Source organism: Bradyrhizobium sp. USDA 4502 (genome assembly GCF_054063355.1).
The window spans coordinates 6,152,495-6,168,014 of sequence record NZ_JBSSGF010000001.1; the positions used below are offsets into that span (position 1 = coordinate 6,152,495).

23 protein-coding genes and 3 pseudogenes are annotated in these 15,520 nt (G+C 61.5%); 14 read left to right on the forward strand and 12 right to left on the reverse strand.

The window, feature by feature from the left end:
• Positions 1-149 precede the first annotated feature (149 nt).
• The 3 genes and pseudogenes from ACVW1B_RS28585 (at position 150) to ACVW1B_RS28595 (ending at position 1,394) form a co-directional block, all read left to right on the forward strand.
• Positions 150-356, forward strand: a complete 207-nt coding sequence (locus ACVW1B_RS28585; protein WP_456822584.1) for a hypothetical protein — start codon at positions 150-152, stop codon at positions 354-356.
• A gap of 305 nt (positions 357-661) precedes the next feature.
• Positions 662-910 (forward strand): annotated as a pseudogene (locus tag ACVW1B_RS28590) (transposase); the annotation flags it as partial.
• 160 nt (positions 911-1,070) lie between these two features.
• Positions 1,071-1,394, forward strand: coding sequence for a hypothetical protein (locus ACVW1B_RS28595; protein WP_456822585.1), 324 nt, complete (start codon positions 1,071-1,073; stop codon positions 1,392-1,394).
• On the opposite strand, the gene ACVW1B_RS28600 is transcribed toward ACVW1B_RS28595, so the two are convergent.
• A complete protein-coding gene (locus tag ACVW1B_RS28600) occupies positions 1,358-1,555 on the reverse strand; it encodes a hypothetical protein (protein ID WP_253608121.1) in 198 nt (65 codons plus the stop codon). The genes ACVW1B_RS28595 and ACVW1B_RS28600 overlap by 37 nt on opposite strands.
• Before the next feature lie 683 nt (positions 1,556-2,238).
• Between ACVW1B_RS28600 and ACVW1B_RS28605 the strand changes: the two genes are divergently transcribed.
• Together ACVW1B_RS28605 and ACVW1B_RS28610 are read left to right on the forward strand one after the other, a co-directional pair.
• Positions 2,239-3,189 carry an oxygenase MpaB family protein gene (locus ACVW1B_RS28605; RefSeq protein ID WP_456822586.1) on the forward strand — a complete coding sequence of 317 codons (951 nt, stop codon included), beginning with the start codon at positions 2,239-2,241 and terminating at the stop codon, positions 3,187-3,189.
• Between the two features lie 94 nt (positions 3,190-3,283).
• Positions 3,284-3,532 (forward strand): hypothetical protein, encoded by a 249-nt coding sequence (locus ACVW1B_RS28610; protein WP_456822587.1) that lies wholly within the window; start codon positions 3,284-3,286, stop codon positions 3,530-3,532.
• A gap of 914 nt (positions 3,533-4,446) precedes the next feature.
• Here the strand turns inward: ACVW1B_RS28610 and ACVW1B_RS28615 are convergent.
• On the reverse strand, positions 4,447-4,641 hold the full coding sequence (locus tag ACVW1B_RS28615; RefSeq protein ID WP_456822588.1) for a hypothetical protein: 195 nt from the start codon (positions 4,639-4,641) through the stop codon (positions 4,447-4,449).
• A 35-nt stretch (positions 4,642-4,676) separates the two neighbouring features.
• Between ACVW1B_RS28615 and ACVW1B_RS28620 the strand changes: the two genes are divergently transcribed.
• Positions 4,677-4,964, forward strand: a complete 288-nt coding sequence (locus tag ACVW1B_RS28620) for a hypothetical protein (RefSeq protein WP_456822589.1) — start codon at positions 4,677-4,679, stop codon at positions 4,962-4,964.
• A complete protein-coding gene (locus tag ACVW1B_RS28625) occupies positions 4,964-5,086 on the forward strand; it encodes a hypothetical protein (protein ID WP_456822590.1) in 123 nt (40 codons plus the stop codon). Before ACVW1B_RS28620 ends, ACVW1B_RS28625 begins: the two co-directional genes overlap by 1 nt.
• 337 nt (positions 5,087-5,423) lie before the next feature.
• On the opposite strand, the gene ACVW1B_RS28630 is transcribed toward ACVW1B_RS28625, so the two are convergent.
• From ACVW1B_RS28630 to ACVW1B_RS28640, 3 genes are all read right to left on the reverse strand, one after another.
• Entirely contained in the window at positions 5,424-5,930 is a 507-nt protein-coding gene (locus ACVW1B_RS28630; RefSeq protein WP_456822591.1) for a DUF2285 domain-containing protein, read from the reverse strand.
• Positions 5,931-6,003: 73 nt separating this feature from the next.
• Positions 6,004-6,198: a transcriptional regulator domain-containing protein gene (locus ACVW1B_RS28635; RefSeq protein ID WP_456822592.1), complete on the reverse strand. Its 195-nt coding sequence runs from the start codon at positions 6,196-6,198 to the stop codon at positions 6,004-6,006.
• Between the two features lie 163 nt (positions 6,199-6,361).
• On the reverse strand, positions 6,362-6,634 hold the full coding sequence (locus ACVW1B_RS28640) for a DUF2285 domain-containing protein (RefSeq protein ID WP_456822593.1): 273 nt from the start codon (positions 6,632-6,634) through the stop codon (positions 6,362-6,364).
• A 236-nt stretch (positions 6,635-6,870) separates the two neighbouring features.
• Between ACVW1B_RS28640 and ACVW1B_RS28645 the strand changes: the two genes are divergently transcribed.
• The gene (locus tag ACVW1B_RS28645) at positions 6,871-7,098 is read left to right on the forward strand and encodes a helix-turn-helix domain-containing protein (RefSeq protein ID WP_456822594.1); all 228 of its coding nucleotides are present in this window, start codon (positions 6,871-6,873) and stop codon (positions 7,096-7,098) included.
• Positions 7,099-7,219: 121 nt separating this feature from the next.
• Here the strand turns inward: ACVW1B_RS28645 and ACVW1B_RS28650 are convergent.
• A pseudogene (locus tag ACVW1B_RS28650) lies at positions 7,220-7,667 on the reverse strand (DUF932 domain-containing protein); the annotation flags it as partial.
• A 73-nt stretch (positions 7,668-7,740) separates the two neighbouring features.
• A complete protein-coding gene (locus ACVW1B_RS28655) occupies positions 7,741-8,697 on the reverse strand; it encodes a reverse transcriptase domain-containing protein (RefSeq protein ID WP_456823075.1) in 957 nt (318 codons plus the stop codon).
• Positions 8,698-8,858: 161 nt separating this feature from the next.
• Here ACVW1B_RS28655 and ACVW1B_RS28660 point away from each other — a divergent pair, with 161 nt between their 5' ends.
• Both ACVW1B_RS28660 and ACVW1B_RS28665 read left to right on the forward strand, forming a co-directional pair.
• Complete coding sequence (locus ACVW1B_RS28660; RefSeq protein WP_456814904.1) at positions 8,859-9,107, forward strand: hypothetical protein; 249 nt, start codon at positions 8,859-8,861, stop codon at positions 9,105-9,107.
• Between the two features lie 361 nt (positions 9,108-9,468).
• The gene (locus ACVW1B_RS28665; protein ID WP_141340648.1) at positions 9,469-9,747 is read left to right on the forward strand and encodes a hypothetical protein; all 279 of its coding nucleotides are present in this window, start codon (positions 9,469-9,471) and stop codon (positions 9,745-9,747) included.
• Between the two features lie 25 nt (positions 9,748-9,772).
• Here ACVW1B_RS28665 and ACVW1B_RS28670 read toward each other — a convergent pair whose 3' ends face one another.
• Entirely contained in the window at positions 9,773-9,961 is a 189-nt protein-coding gene (locus ACVW1B_RS28670; RefSeq protein WP_456814905.1) for a DUF3606 domain-containing protein, read from the reverse strand.
• Positions 9,962-10,206: 245 nt separating this feature from the next.
• Between ACVW1B_RS28670 and ligD the strand changes: the two genes are divergently transcribed.
• Positions 10,207-11,154 (forward strand): non-homologous end-joining DNA ligase, encoded by a 948-nt coding sequence (gene ligD / locus ACVW1B_RS28675; RefSeq protein WP_456822595.1) that lies wholly within the window; start codon positions 10,207-10,209, stop codon positions 11,152-11,154.
• A 76-nt stretch (positions 11,155-11,230) separates the two neighbouring features.
• Here ligD and ACVW1B_RS28680 read toward each other — a convergent pair whose 3' ends face one another.
• The 3 genes from ACVW1B_RS28680 to ku all read right to left on the reverse strand — a co-directional run bounded on the left by ACVW1B_RS28680 (position 11,231) and on the right by ku (position 13,405).
• A complete protein-coding gene (locus ACVW1B_RS28680; RefSeq protein ID WP_253638701.1) occupies positions 11,231-11,695 on the reverse strand; it encodes a metallophosphoesterase family protein in 465 nt (154 codons plus the stop codon).
• A complete protein-coding gene (locus tag ACVW1B_RS28685; protein ID WP_253638700.1) occupies positions 11,692-12,192 on the reverse strand; it encodes an NUDIX domain-containing protein in 501 nt (166 codons plus the stop codon). Before ACVW1B_RS28685 ends, ACVW1B_RS28680 begins: the two co-directional genes overlap by 4 nt.
• Positions 12,193-12,472: 280 nt before the next feature.
• Positions 12,473-13,405: a non-homologous end joining protein Ku gene (gene ku / locus ACVW1B_RS28690; protein ID WP_253638699.1), complete on the reverse strand. Its 933-nt coding sequence runs from the start codon at positions 13,403-13,405 to the stop codon at positions 12,473-12,475.
• Between the two features lie 146 nt (positions 13,406-13,551).
• Between ku and ACVW1B_RS28695 the strand changes: the two genes are divergently transcribed.
• The 3 genes and pseudogenes from ACVW1B_RS28695 to ACVW1B_RS28705 all read left to right on the forward strand — a co-directional run bounded on the left by ACVW1B_RS28695 (position 13,552) and on the right by ACVW1B_RS28705 (position 15,132).
• Complete coding sequence (locus ACVW1B_RS28695; protein WP_456822596.1) at positions 13,552-13,947, forward strand: hypothetical protein; 396 nt, start codon at positions 13,552-13,554, stop codon at positions 13,945-13,947.
• A gap of 46 nt (positions 13,948-13,993) precedes the next feature.
• Complete coding sequence (locus ACVW1B_RS28700; RefSeq protein ID WP_253638697.1) at positions 13,994-14,443, forward strand: hypothetical protein; 450 nt, start codon at positions 13,994-13,996, stop codon at positions 14,441-14,443.
• Positions 14,444-14,446: 3 nt separating this feature from the next.
• Positions 14,447-15,132, forward strand: a pseudogene (locus ACVW1B_RS28705) (SOS response-associated peptidase).
• Between the two features lie 172 nt (positions 15,133-15,304).
• Here ACVW1B_RS28705 and ACVW1B_RS28710 read toward each other — a convergent pair.
• The gene (locus ACVW1B_RS28710; protein ID WP_225648605.1) at positions 15,305-15,517 is read right to left on the reverse strand and encodes a hypothetical protein; all 213 of its coding nucleotides are present in this window, start codon (positions 15,515-15,517) and stop codon (positions 15,305-15,307) included.
• Between the last annotated feature and the right edge of the window lie 3 nt (positions 15,518-15,520).

Sequence of the window (15,520 nt, forward strand, 5' to 3'; positions counted from 1 at the left end):
CAGTCATCCTATGATGAATCGGGACGTGTGACCCGAGGATCCAAGGCTAACACCGGTGTCAGGAATTGCCACCGACTTCCGAGGTCGGCGTCCTAAAAAACAAGCCAGTTTGGATTCGCAAACCCCGCCCTGATGCCTATCTTCCGGGCATGCCAATCACCCGCAAGCCGCTCGAAATCCCGCCTGAGGTCGCCCGGCAGTTCGCCGAAAAGATGCGGACCTTCCATGCCGAGGTCGACCCGCTGAAGCGAGACGGCATCGCCGCGGACACCCGGCACATCCTGCTCGAGCACATGCCCAAGGGAACGAAGCTGCGGCTTGCCGATGTCATCGAGCTGTTCGGGCTGATGCGATGACTGAGCCCGCCTGCATCCTCTGCGACGATACCGGTTGGGTCTGCGAAAACCATCCGGATCAACCTTGGACGGGCAACCATGCCTGTCGTTGCGGTGGTGCTGGCGCTCCCTGCCCGAAGTGCAACAGGCCGAAACCGGATGAAGAATTTCCGCGGCTGCCACGAGGCTTTCGGAGCATGTTCAGCAGGCGCGACCGCAGGCGGTGACACGCCCTCACCCGGCCGCTAGCAGGCTGTTGAAAAAAGGCGGTCGCCGCCGACCGAGGATCATGATTCATTAGCTCCGACGAGATTCGGAGATGGTGCGTGCGCGGCGGCGACAATCGAACGGGCGAGCTGTTCAGCTACGTCGACCTGGAAGCAAGGGTGCGGCGTGATCATCCGCTGCGAGGGATCCGGACGATCGTGAACGAGGCGCTGGCGGCGCTGGAGCACGAGTTCGCCGCCCTTTATTCGCCGATTGGACGGCCGTCGATCCCGCCGGAGAAGCTGCTGCGGGCGATGCTGTTGCAGGCGTTTTATTCGATCCGCTCGGAGTCACCAGCGGTGCAGCGCGGCTAGCGAAAGTTTCTTACCCAGACTCAAGCCACGCACCCGGCCCCCGACAACCGTGTTCTTACGTGCCAAATATTGGCAGGCAACTTGCGATGCGTGCGTGAATAGTTCGGCGCGAGCTACTCTCGATGTGCCGAACTCAGACATTCGGAGCACGCAAATGAATATGCATCCTCGTTTTGAGACAGCCCGCGAAAGCACGGTACGAGAGTTGACGATCAGCAGGATACTGGCTGATCTTGTCCGCACCCTCCAACTGATCGAAGCTGAGATCGCGGCCGAAGAAGAGCGCGCGAGGATCTTCGACCAATCCAACGTGAGGTATCCGATTTTGGCAAAGTCGCTGAACGAGCGGCGCGACAATCTCAGGGTGACCATTGCCGCTCTTGAACAGCGTCTCACCGAGAGAGACTCAGCACCGCACAGCGTCGCCGAGCAGGACGAAACTCAGCGCCACATCGTAGGCGTGTTCAGGGCGTTGTGACCCGCTGCCTTCAAGTCATCTATTGAGAGTCGACCGTTTGCGGCGGCTTCGAGGATCTTGGAAGCAACGTGCGTCCTGGCGCCGGTTTCAAAGACGGAAATATTCTCGCAAACTTCCTCTAGCACCGCTCTTAGCAGCGCAGTCGTTTCGGCGTCGAACATGCGTTTCCCTCCAATTGGAGATTGATGCTGAACGCCGCGCGAGCGGAGTATGTTCGCTCGGCGGCGCCCGCCACGCATTCCAGTCTGGGCCCTGAAATCCCAGCTCTGGGAGATTGGCACTCGACCGCCAAGCTTTTGTGACACGCGCGTTCATTGTTGCGCTCCCAAGGCCGCTTCAAATGCCCTTGAAAAAGCTACGCCGTCGGGCTCGAAATATCGTGTCCCGGCGGCGCTTGTCACTGGGCCCCTTAAATCCCCCAGCGGGCTACGATGTAGCAGCCATCACACCGCGCATTTGTGAACCAGTTCACAAATTGCGCCCCGTAAAACCACGGTATTCCTTTTTATGGTGGCCTTCGCAGGTCGTTGGATTCGCCGGATCGGCCCCATTGAGAAGTGCCACGGTCGATTGCCCGCGTGAAGCCAGCGCGCAGCTACCGTTTCTCCGCCGTCATCGACATCTCGATCAGGAACGCGTCGGCGTCCGCATGGCGATCACGCCGCTCAGCTTTCCGAAATCGGCGAAATAGCAGGCGACCCGGCTCGGTCATACCCGCATGGGGTACGGCCAAATGTCAGGCCGCCGTATTCCGCGCGGGTGGAGATCATGCGACAATTTCGAGAGAGCTTTGGCTTGCTGAAAGACCGGTGGAATAGCCCCGTCTGCTTCGGAAGGTGCGCATTTGGTCTCCGAAAGCGACATCGAGCTTGCTCTTGATTTCGTGCGGGCTCGGGCCGCCGGACCGGTCGAGGGCATCTTTGGTCCAGGCTCGATGACCTGGCGGATCGACCGGGAAGCCATCATCTTCTTGGGCGCCGGTCGTGCCTTGCTGCTTCAGCTGGCGCATCCCTGGGTCGCCGCCGCCGTGGCCGAGCACTCGCGGACCTTCGCGGATCCGATCGGTCGCTTCCATCGAACCTTTGACGTTGTGTTTACGATGGTGTTCGGCTCGCTCGATGCAGCCCTTACCGCTGCCCGGCACCTGCACCACCGCCATACCATGATTGTCGGCCACCTGCCCAAAGCCATCGGTCCGTTCGAGAGCGGCTCGCCCTACCGCGCCAATGAGGTCGCAGCGTTGCGCTGGGTTCACGCGACCCTCGTCGACACCGCTCTGGCCGTCCACGACCTGATCCTGCCTCCGTTCTCGGTCGAAGAGCGCGAGCGCTATTGGGCCGAAAGCCGGCTGTTTGGGGCATTGTTCGGGCTGACGTCGAGCGACTTGCCGGCGGATTGGGATTCATTCGCGGCCTACACCGCGGCGATGATGCAATCGGATACATTATCCGTCAGCACCGCCGCGCGCGCGGTGGCCCGACAGATCTTCGCCGGTGGACGACCATGGTTGCGGCCGCCGCGCTGGTATCAAACCCTGAGTGCCGAGCTGCTGCCGGACCGGCTGCGCACCGGCTTCGGATTTGCCTTTGACGAACGCGACAGGAAGGCCGCAGAGCGGGCCGTTGCGCGGATACGACGCATCTATCCCAAAATACCGACCCAGCTTCGCTACGTCGGCCCCTACCAGGAAGCTCAAGCGCGACTGCAGGGAGCGCCGCAGCTGGGCTGGGCAACCCGATGCCTGAACAGGGCCTGGATAGGACGACCCCAGTTAGATGATCGCTGGAACAGGTGAAACTGTGCCGCGGACGTTCGGATGCGGCCGACCGCCGCGTGCCGCGATCCCGATCTCACCAGATCGAGAACGGACTTCTCGTCGGCGAGCCCCAATGGAGCTGGCGATCGCGCGGACGCTCGTGGCCGGACGCGACCGGTGGACGGCGCTCTCGGTACTTGATGCCGCCTTGCGGCTGGTCGTTCAACACGATCGCGAAGTCGGTATCCCTGCCGCTTCCGGACTCAAGGCCTCATCCGTGACGACCATCGACGATCACGGTCATGCCGATGATGCGATCCAGTGCCTCCTGCGGAATGCAGTCGAGCGCCGGTCTCGTCGCTTTTGCGCTCGACGGCGGTGAAGACATGCGTGCCGATCGGACGATCGGTATCCGCGTGGTGACGGGACTCTCGTAGACCGGTTCGAAGCCCCCGCCGCACATAGAGCCGCTGGGTCCTGCGGCTGATCAAGACCGAGATCGGCTCGAAAGATCGTTGAGATGAGCGGCGAGCGGCACCGCGCGGTGTGACAGACGATGCGAGTCTTGATCACGACGAGGCGCGAGCGCCCCGTCAGCGGGCGGTTGGCCTGCACGCCGGCGATCTGGCCGCGCCCGAAGCGTGACCGGTTGCCGGATTGATCCGGCCCGAACGGGACACGTGCCCGCCCGCCTTCTGGGGTCGCCGCGATCGCCTGCGCAATGAAAGACCGCGATCGCGGTGAAGTGGATGAGCAGATGCCGCCGGGCCGAATGCGAACAAGCCTCGGCAATGTTTGATAGATCGCGGAGTGTCAGCGACTTGCGTGCAGCGCGCACATTGTTGCCAAGGCAAGCACCTTGCGCGGCAGGCGGAAAACTCCAAACAACACAACGAACCGACCGCGGCGCACATTGCGCCCTTTTATCTCGCCATCGCTCGGTCGTCCTTAAGCGTTCGGTCCCTGCATGACTCTTCCATAGTGTGTTCTCGTTCCATTTCGGGGTTCTTGCTGCAGTGGGAGATCTCCGACGGCGCCTCGTCGTTCATGGGCAAAGGCGAACCCCCGCTGGTCGTTGCACGTTCAGATTTGGTACTGCGACGACCAGGATGCGGAGGAATATTGCGGCCGGCGCATGCTTTCGATGGCGAGGTTCGAGCGCTGGGTTCGCCATCTGGTGAGTCCGGGAGGCTCGCGCAAAAGTGTGGAAGAGCAGCGGAATTTTCGCCAAGCGACGGCAGAACGTCCACCCAACAAGCGGTAGCCGAAGCGGCGCAAGAGGCCCACGCGCTATCGCTACAGTGTGCGCTCGAACTGCGATCCGATCGGGCTTCGAGCGTTCTGGGCATGCATGTCAAGGCGATGAACTGGAGCGGCATCGGGCATGCCGGGTATGCCGCGACGCTCGGTCTTTCGCCCGATTCGTTGCGGATCTGGCGCGATCGTCCCGAAGATTCCGGCGACGAGTTTGGACTGGCGATTGTTCTTCATCCGGGTGCCCGGGCTCAATCAAGCAGCGCTGCTAATTGCGCGCGCCCCAAAACTACGTGACACCGGAAGCGGTGGACGGCCGGTCGATCCGGCGTCGGTTCAGCAACAAGGCGAAGCAGGCGATCGAGCAGCAGACGGAGAAGCCGGGCGTCAGCGTGGCGCAGGTTTGCCGGCGCGATGGCGCCGCCACCAGCATGGCGGTCCGCTGGCAGACCGCTTGCAAGGCACCGCAACTCGCGACGGTGACGCACGCCGACGGCACGGCCAATGAGATGCCGGCGCTCGCCGCCTTGCGCGTTCTGGTGCAGCCGCGGGCGGCATAATGGACACCGAGCTGGCCGATGGACGGCGTGTCTTTGCGCCGGCAGGCAGCATTCCGGCTGCGGTGATGCAGCGGCTCGCCGCAAGGGAGACGGCATCACGATCGTCGTTCCGGCTGGCGTGAAAGTATACCTGACGCTCGGCCGCACCGACATGTCCAATGGACTGGCGGTTCAACGGAACTGACCGGGAGCAATTTAAACGCGAACCTCAACTCCCAACAAGCTCGCGAAATTGCTGACATGGGCTCGCGTTTCCGCCGGCGCCGGACCGCCCGCAAGATGTCTCTCGTAACGCGTTGGTCCCGCATGGACGCCGCAAACGCGCCGGGCACGCCACATCGGTCGCGAAAGCTCAGGTAGATGCGCTGTACCGGCCAAGTAGACCTAGAGGGAGCGCGATCTCGGAGTGGGAGCCGAAGTTTGAGAAGGACGATTTTCGATACCCCAGGCGGGGCTGTGCTATTTGCCCGTGCGCCCGCGCCGCAGAATTTGGCGATAACCGCCTCGCACCATTGCGAGGCCGGTTTGCACCAGACGGACGGTCCGGTTGCGCAGATCGTGCGTTTTCCAGGCACGGTCCGGGATACGCTTGCTGCCGAACAACGCTTCAGCGATGCTGCGATACGTGCCGCCGTCCCCACGCGCATCGAGCGCGCGAAGAGCCGCGCTCAACCGTTCGCGTCGCTGTTTGGATAGCTCGTGAAAGGCAGGACTTGGCGCACGCCCGCTCATGGCTCGCCACAGCCGTCGCGCAGCGTACGCCCGCGCGGCGAAGTCGCCGTCAAACGACAACGTGGCCACGTAGTGGGTAGCAACGGCCGGCGCTTCTCTTGACCAGACACGGTGGTCGACCGCGCCAATGCGCAGCACTGCATGCCAGCCGTCGGCGGCGCGGCGAACCCGACCAGCCGCGACATCGATCGACGGCTGAGACGCTGCGTCACTGCTAACGGGCGACGTGGTCATTGAGATTGGAACGACGGTCGGCAGAACCTCGGATGCCCAAAAGACCGTCTGTTCCTTGAAGAACCTCAGCGGGTCATGAGCGAAAGCAGATGCCCCACCTCCTCCTGAATTCGGGTGTCAATTCGCCATCCGGGCTGTTGGCGAGCATCGCTTCATAGTCGCGTCGGTAATCCGCGTTACGGCGAAGACATTCCCAGGCGATGTCCATGATCTCTGCGTCCTGAAGACTCTTGTAGGATTCCGGCGACCGCCAGTCGAACTCAGGCATTGCTTCCACCCGCATGCACGCAACTAACAAGGATTGCGGTGCGATAATCGTGAACGGGCGAGTTGTAGGAAGTCCCTAGTTTGGCACCACGTGGTGCTTCCGGATGACCACCTTCGGCTGGAGAAGACGTTTCTAGATTGATCTTCTGGTTGACGAATCTCCTCTAGCTCGCCCCCGCACCGCGTAGAAGACGGCCCTGCTCGGTCATCCACTTGGCGCGCGCAAGATGACGCTGGTATGCGATCCGCGCGCGCTCGGGCTCACGCTCCGGATCGATATGCAGGACGATTCGAGCCACTTCGCGCCAGTCCGCCCCCTCACCCTCAGCCTGTAGAAGTCGCATGTAGGTTACGACATGCTGCTGGTCATAAGGTGTAACGGTCGGATCGTCCGGCGCGGCGTCCGCAATCTCCGGATCAAGCGGTGGTTTTGGCATCGGGGCTACCGTGTTCCAGGGAACGGGACTCGACTCGCAGCGCTCGCAACGCGCGCTCTCGCATCGTCGCCGACACCGGCGCATGGCATGCTACCTGCCCCAAGCTTGGCACCGCAGGAAAGCGCGTTCTTCTATCCTTCCGCACTCGAAACTCCTTTTGCGAGCACACGCAACCGAGGTCGTCCGCGTATTATAACACGTAGCGCCAAAATACGCGATTGCTTCCTATCCTGCGGATGGACATTCGCAAGGTATTTGGAGCAAATGCGCGCCGTTTTCGGCTGGGCCTTGGCTTGAGCCAAGAGGGCGTCGCAGAACGCATGGGCGTCGATAGGGCCTTCATCAGTAGTATGGAAAGAGGGCTGCAAAACGCGACCCTGCTCACAATCTGGGAGACGGCCCAAGCCTTGGAGGTGCGGCCGGTCGACCTGCTTGACGAGAAAGTGTCCAAGATTCGGTCCTGATCCCTTCCGCGAGCCGGGCCGAAGGCCCGGCGAGCGCCAGACGCGGATCCGCGTCAGCGCCGCCGGCGATCCGGCTTGGAGGGGCCGCGCAACCGGCGCCCCGGTTACGCGGCTCAAGTCTTCAGATTGCGCGCTTCATCAAGCGCTTCGCTTTGCCTTCAAGCTCAAGCCTCGTATCCTGATGAGCCTTGCCGCGCGCCAATGCGGTAATGCCCTGCACGAAATCGAAGATACTTTCCGGCTTGCGATTCTCTTCGCCTAACGATCTCAATGATTTTCGAGGTCTCGGACTTGGAAAACCCGCCCCTGCGAAGGAAGCTCTCCCGGTCCTCGTCCGTCCGTGCAACAATTCGCTCCCGGGCCGCCCTGATCCCGGCGACGAATGGCGCGGGCGAGGAATTGGCAAAGCTAGTCAACGCCGGGGCGGCTTCATGCACGAAACGTTGGGCCGCGAACTTCGAATGCCGGATCGTGATCTCCTCGAAGTTCTCCACGCCCCACAGATTGCGGTTCATGCAGACGGCCCGGAGATAGAAGCTGGCGATCCCCAGCGTCTTGCTGCCGACCTGTCGAGTCGCCCCGGGGAGTCTCACCCCGAGGCGCTCACGAAACCGGACATGAAGCTCTCACCTCATCCGGCTTCTATCTTCCAACCGCTGGTCGAATGCCGACACGCCACAGATATAGTAAGTCCGGCTGGCGTCTCGCCAACCTTCCCAACCAATGTATTGAGGCTCTTTGCCGACGTCTCAACCCTTTGTATTTCCACCTCGCCCATCGAGCGAGCGCCACGTTAATGTGCCGAAGGACCTGAGCACACTCCGAGCGATAGAACCGCCCGTAGTAATTTAGCCAGCCCCTCACACTGGGATCGATCAGCTTTGCCAAGTCTTCCAGCTTCTGATTATTCCGAGTGCTGGCGATCCGCCATGAGCGAATCGTCTGCCGGATTCTAGTTGCTGCCTTGGTGCTGATCGCCGGCTGGTAGCTCAGGAAGAGGCCACCTCGCCGGTCTCGCGCAGCACGCGGTCTGAAGGTGTAACCCAAAAAGTCGAACGTGATGTGTTCGTACTCTTTTTGGCGCATCTTATCCTTGCAGTAGACGATCCGGGTTTTCTCCGGGTGGAGTTCCAGACCACATTCCGCAAGGCGCCTTCTGATCGCCTCCATGACGGTTCGGGCCTCGCTTTCAGTTCTGCAATGGACGATCGCATCGTCTGCGTATCTTTCGAAGCAGAGACGCGGGAACGTCCTTTGCATCCATAAATCGAATGCATAATGCAGCACCAAATTCGCGAGCAGCGGCGAGACCGAAGAACCCTGTGGGGTTCCGCATGTTCTCTCCTCCAGGGTCCCGTCTTTTCGCTCCACGGGAGCACGCAGCCACCGTTTTACATAAAGACGCACCCACCCCGATTCCGTATGGTGGGCCACTGCCTTTTCGATCAGGCTCCATGGAATCGTGTCGAAGAACGACCGTATGTCCAGGTCGATGACCCAGTCGAATTTCCAGCAGCGTTCACGCGCTCTCCCCACTGCATCGAGCGCCGAACGGCCGGGCCGATAGCCGTAGGAATCGGAGTGGAAGATTGGTTCCACTACCGGCAAGGCACCCGACCCGAAGGGCAGTGATAGCGACGCCGGCATGCAATGACGGCGGGCCCGAGGGCGAGTGCCTCCGGCGAGCGACTCAATGCGGATTCACGTCTCCTTGGTATCAATTTTGCTTTTGTGATATCGTCTCACTCGTGCGCGTGTCTATGCACGGCGTGGGCATGTTCACTAGAGCCAATTCTTACAGAGGACGACATGGCCAAGAAAGCGAAGAAGGCAAAGAAGACCGCGAAGGCAGCTACCAAGAAGGTGGCAAAGAAGACTTCAAAGAAAAAGAAGTAGTCGTATCGGCTACTGATCTATTGCCGCCTCCGGATCGCAACCCGGATGAAAAGCGAGACCTTCCAAAGGATATGAAGCGTCCTTTGCAGCCGTTCGGTATCGCGGCACGCTAAGATAAGACCGGACCTTTGTGCAGGTGGCTGCTGCATAAAGGTCCGGTTTTTCGTTTCTGCCCCGCGAGGGGCCATGGTCTGCTCGTGCGCGACGGATCGAAGCCGCAGGGCGTAGATGCTCCGGGGCTCGGTCACGAGGGCCCGGTGCGGCGACAGCTGCACGCGCAAAAAACGGATAAGACGTCTGAAGTATCGGAAAACGGCTTCTTCAGTTCGTTCTTGCCCGCCCTAGCACCTGGCCGCGCGGAAAATTCGGCCTTCGATGGACCACGAGATCCCACTCCAGAATCCCAGTCGTGTGTTAGCGATGGGGAACGTCTGCGGGGCTAAACGATTCGTCTCAGCGTGGGAGAACCTTTCAATGCTGATGACCAAGCAGAGACGGCCGGCGATCCGCACCCTGCGCGGTTGGGCGATCAACGTGCTGAACGAAGCCGGCGCCATCCGCGAGTGCGAGGAGCACGGTTGGATGCAGGACCGCGCCGATCCGCATGCCCGAGAGCGGGCCTTCGATATCGCCCGCCGAGACCTGCCGGAAGACGTATCCCGTCAAGCAGCGGAGGCCGCGGTTCGCGACGTGCTGGACTCGATTGGTGATACCTGCCCAGAATGCCTCCCTGACGAGGAGGACCGGCGCTAGCTCCCGACGCCGACCCTTCTCCGACTCAGCGGCCCAGCCGTTTCTCTACACGCTTGCGCGAATTGCCGACCTTCTTGACTGCTTTTTTCACCGCGGGTGCCGACTTTCCACTCTTCTTTGCCTCGTACTGCACTTCGTAGTCCTGCCCGCCAGCCACCCGCGCCCGGTCCTGTTTTCGTCCGCGCGCCGTCTTGCTCCTCCTCGCTACCGCCATCGGTGCCTCCTGTTGCGACATCGAAGCAAACGCGACAAGGATTCGCACGTTCCGGAACGATTCGCACTGTGCCAATTTGAATTGGCTGTAGCGTGGAGTTCTTCAGTGGCGTTTCCACGTAAAGGGTCGGCGGCTATCGGTGTCAAGGCGCGTTTCCCCGGCTTCATCGAGCCAGCCCTGGCCACCTCGAACGATAAGGTGCCGTCCGTGCATTACGCAACACGCGCTGAAGGATTGGCCATTGAATGAGCCGGACGTCGACCCTGCCCAAACGCCTACAGCCGATGCTCGCTACGCTCACCGACGCGCCGTTCGATGACCGCGGCTGGGTTTTCGAGGATAAGTACGATGGCTTCCGGATGATCGCGGAAATCCGCCGGGGTAAGGTTGCGCTCTACAGCCGCAACGGCAAGATCATCAGCCGCAGCTATATCGAGGTCGCCAAAGCGCTGGAGGGCGTGAAGGGCGACGCCGTGATCGATGGCGAGCTCGTGGCAATCGGAAAGGACGGCGTTTCGCATTTCCAGCTGCTGCAGAACGCGCTGCGCCATGAAGCGAAGCTCCTGTATTGCGCCTTCGATCTCATGTTTCAGAACGCAATTGACTTGCGCAAACGGCCTCTTCTCGAGCGCAAGGAGCGGCTGAAAGCGATCCTGCCGAGCCACCGGTTGATCGCCTTCAGCCGTCACCGCAAAGCGAACGGCACGAAATTCTTCGCCGAGGCCGAGCGGAAAGGTCTGGAAGGCGTCATGGCGAAGCGCGCCGACAGCGCCTATGCGTCCGGAAGCCGGACGGCGGATTGGCTGAAGATCAAGACAGCAAAGCGGCAGGAAGTGGTGATCGCGGGATTCACAGCGCCTAAGCGCACCAGGCCGTTCTTCGGCGCCCTGGTCCTCGCCGTGCGGGAAGACGAAACATGGCGCTATATCGGTCATGTCGGCACTGGCTTCAGCCACAAGGTCCTGGAAGACCTCCATGCCAAGCTCGTGAAGCTGACGACCCCTAAATCACCCTTCCCTGCCAAAGTGAAGGACGAGGCCGCCACGACCTGGGTCAGGCCCTCGTTGGTTGCCGAGGTCAAATTCGCGGAGTGGACGAGCAAGGGCGAACTGCGCCAGCCCGTCTATCTCGGGCTCAGGTCCGACAAGCGGGCGAAGGAGGTCGTGCGCGAGCGAGAACGTCCGCGCAAATAGCGCTTCCCCCCGGGGGCGTAACCCGGCAAACGGAAGGATTGACGCACTCGCCTCCTCCGGCCCTCCGCGGTGGCACTCAGTCGCCTTCAAGGTCGTGGATTTCCGGTCGCATGCCGTCAGGCGTGAGTTCGAGCGTCGCAAACGTGATCGGCAGCTTGAAACGCCGAGGTCCCGCGCTGCCGGGATTCAGGTAGAGAATGCCACCGACCGTGTCGATCTTCGGCACGTGGGAATGCCCGGAGACGATGACGTCGATGCCGCCACCGGGATCGGCCTTCAGCGTCTTCAAGTCGTGCAGAACGTAGATCGACTTTCCCGCCAGGCGCACAAGGTTCGTGTCGGGGTAGTCGCGAGCCCACTCGCCACTGTCCACGTTTCCACGAATGGCCGTGACGGGCGCGATCCGGCGAAGCGCGTCGACGATCTCGGGGCGCCCGATGTCCCCGGCATGGATGATGTGATCGACGCCCGTCAGGCCTCGTTCCGCCTCGGGCCTCAACAGGCCGTGCGTGTCCGAAATTATTCCAATCCGGAAGCTCATTTCCCGGCGCTCTCAACTGCGATTGCCAAAAGACGATCGAGAAACTCTACCTGAGCGGACAGCATCTTGGTCCGCGCGAGCTCGATATCAAACCATTCCGCTCGGTCGACTTCGGGAAAGCTCTGCCGTCGACCGCTTCGGGGCGGCCATTCGATATCGAAGCTATTGCTGGTCAGCGCCCCCGGGTCAAAGTGGCCCTTGCCGGCGAACGCGATGACGCGCTTCCCTCCTCGCTGTCGGACTTCCCCCAGCGCCTGGAGTAGACCAATCGAAGCGCTCGGGCCGAGTTCTTCGGCAAATTCGCGTCGAGCGACGTTCTCCGGAGCATCATTGGCATCGATTTCGCCCTTAGGAATGGACCAGGCGCCATCATCCTTCTTACGCCAGAACGGACCGCCGGGATGAACGAGCAGTACCTCGAGCCCACGAACGCCCTTGCGGTATGCGAGAATCCCCGCGCTCAAGGTCGATCTGGAAGTCTTTTTCACCGCAGCCATATCGCTCCTACTTTGCAGAGCAATCGAGAGCCGGCGAGCCGTCGTCCCGCCATACCGGACCGCGCTCGCCCAGCGCCTGCTTAGCCTCGTCCACGGTCCTATGCACCGTTACTTCGGCTCGGTCGCCTTCCTGGCGCGCGCACCGACCCGCCGGGCCGCCGTTAGACGGCAGACGAGATGATCTCGCGTGACGTCGTCGAGATCGGATTTTTCATTCGCCAGAGCCTGCCGCGGACGACGAAGGAGTGGCCGTCCGGCGTCACCGGATGCTTCACGTCACCTAAGCCGACTTCCGCTGCGGCTTGGCCGCCGGCTTCTTCGCCGCGGTCTCCTTCGCCGGCTTCTTGCCTGCGATCGGCATCAGCATTTCCTTCTGCCCAGCCGCCGCCTTGCGCGGCTTTTTTCCTGATTTCTTGGGTGCCGCTGGACCTGCCGCGCCCTCTCTTCCGATGCTCTTGCGCAGCGCGTCCATCAGGTCCACGACGTTCTCACCTCGAGGACGCGCTTTCGCGGTGATGGGCTTGCCCGCGCGCTTCTGGTTGATCAGATCAATAAGCGCAGTCTCGTACTGGTCTTCGAACTTGTCCGGCTCGAAATGCCCTGCCTTCTGATTGACGATGTGCTTTGCGAGATCGAGCATGTCCTTGGTGACTTTGACATCCTGGATATCGTCGAAATACTCTTCCGCGGGCCGGACTTCGTAGGGATAGCGCAGCAGGGTCCCCATAAGCCCCTTGTCCAGCGGCTCCAGCGCGATGATGTGCTCGCGATTGGTCAGCACCACGCGACCGATCGCGACCTTGTTCATTTCGCGGATGGTTTCGCGGATAACCGCGAAAGCGTCGTGCCCGACTTTGCCATCTGGAGTCAGATAGTAAGGGCGGATCAGATAGCGCGGGTCGATCTCGCTGCGGTCGACGAACTCGTCGATCTCGATCGTTCGCGTCGATTCCAGCGCAACGTTCTCCAGCTCCTCTTTCGTCACCTCGATGAATGTGTCGGTGTCGACCTTGTAGCCCTTGACGATGTCCTCGTTGTCGACCTCCTCGCCGGTATCGGCGTCCACCTTGGCGTATTTGATGCGGTGGCCGGTCTTTCGGTTGAGCTGGTTGAACGAGACCTTTTCGGATTCCGAGGTGGCCGGATAGAGCGCGACCGGACAGGTGACGAGGGAAAGACGCAGGAAGCCTTTCCAGTTAGCGCGGGGGGCCATCGGGGGAACTCCATTACTGATGCCGGATTCAAGACGATCCACCAGCCTTGGTTCCGACATCACATCCTTCGCGCCAGGATGATTTTTTCTCAGTGGCTGGCCGGAGCGGGACTCGACATTTGTTCTTGTTATGTTCTAATTGGGGCATGACCGACCGACCCGCGAGCTGGCGCACGCCGACCCCGAAGCAGATGGAAAAGCTGGCAGCCCAGGCCGCCCACAGGCCGACACCTTCCGCTGCGGCTCTGGATGCACCGCTTCCGGCCGAATACTGGGACTCGGTGCTCAAAGATCCTCGCGCCGGCGCGACCGCAAGCGAGAGCCGGCAACGACGCCTTTCCGACATTCAGCGCCACGTCCTCCGCGTGACCTGCCGCCGCTGCGAGCGAATAGTCGAAATCCAGACCGCCGATGCCGTCCGCTTGTATGGCGATAACGCAGTCTGGAAGGACGTCGCGCGGCGGCTGCTCGACAACACTTGCCAGCAGCGCACCGGCAGGCATGAAGAAGACGGGTGCTGGCCAGCTTTCGAGACGCCGTAGTCGCTCTGGATTTGCCGATCCGATCTCGTTGCGCCTGGATGTCCGGATGGCCCCGAAGTATCACCCTACGCCCCTGTCGGGAGGCGATCGCAAGGCTCTGGCGAAAGAGCTCGGCAAGGCACGCGCGATGGCTAACATCCTGGCGACCCAATCGGCGGAGATGCGAGCCAAAGGCGAGGCGATGATCCAGCAAGCCGACAGGCTGCTTTGCGAAAGCTGGAACGAACGGATGTGGAGTGACGGCGAGCCGATCGATCCGTCGCCGACCATCGATCAGGCTGCGAACGGAGGCTTCCCCTGGCTCGAGATCAGGTGCGCGCGCTGCAAGACGCCGAGCGATGTCGACCTCGCGGCGATGAAGCACCCGCCGACCACCTTCGTGCACGATCTCGCCAGCCGGCTGCGCTGCCGCAAATGCGCCAAGGCCGGCCGGCGTCCATCCGCGACTCTGCTACAGTTGACGTGGCAGCCGCGCCACCCTCCAACCGAATCCTGACCGATGTGCAATCTTTATTCGATCACGACCAACCAAGCTGCGATCAGCGCGCTGTTCCGCGTCGTGAACCGATACGTTGGAAATCTGGCGCCGCTGCCGGGGGTTTTTCCCGACTACAACGCACCGATCGTGCGGAACGGAGCCGAGGGCCGCGAACTCTCTACGGCGCGATGGGGGATGCCGTCGTCATCAAAAGCGCTGATGGACGCCACGAAGAAACGAGCGGAAAAGCTGCAGGCCAAAGGCAAGACGGTGGATTTCAAGGAATTGCTCAGAATGGAGCCGGACGGCGGGACGACCAACATCCGCAATGTGAAGGGCAAACACTGGGACCGTTGGCTCGGCCCCGAGCATCGCTGCATAGTGCCGCTCAACTCGTTCAGTGAGTTCAACAAGTCTGAGGGCGGTGATATCTGGTTCGCGTTCGACGAGGATCGTCCCCTCGCCTGCTTCGCCGGCATCTGGACCAAAACGACCTATACGCGTTCCTCACGACAGAGCCGAACGCCGAGGTCGGTGCCATCCACCCGAAGGCAATGCCGGTTATCCTGACGACGCCGGACGAGGTCGAGGCCTGGATGACGGCACCTCCGGACGAGGCCCTGAAGCTGCAGCGGCCGCTTCCGGACCAGACGCTCCGGATCGTTGCCCGCGGTATCAAGGAAGACCCGCCCGGGCCGGCGGCGTGACGGGCAAGCGCCGCCCATCAGCGGCAAGATCATCCATGTTGACTTGGTCGCCTTATGCTGCAGCGCTGCGCAGGTTACAATCCTTTCAGCAGCAACCTACGAATCGCCGAGATTGGCTCATGGGCACGTTGCAGCAGACGATCGCAGACAAGTTCCTCGCGAATTTGGCCGACTATCTAGTCCTGGTCAGTTGGCGCTTGATCTTTTGATAGGTAGCCGGATCGACATACGCGTTGACGACGTCCAGTACTTCCTGAAGAATTTCCTCTCTCAAACGCGCCTTGAGCGCCGTCAGCTTGTCGTCCTCGTCGAGGAAACGTCCCACCAGCATCCGCGCTTGCGTCTCGACGGATTCGACCGATTTGGCGGCGTCCTTGAGCAACACCGA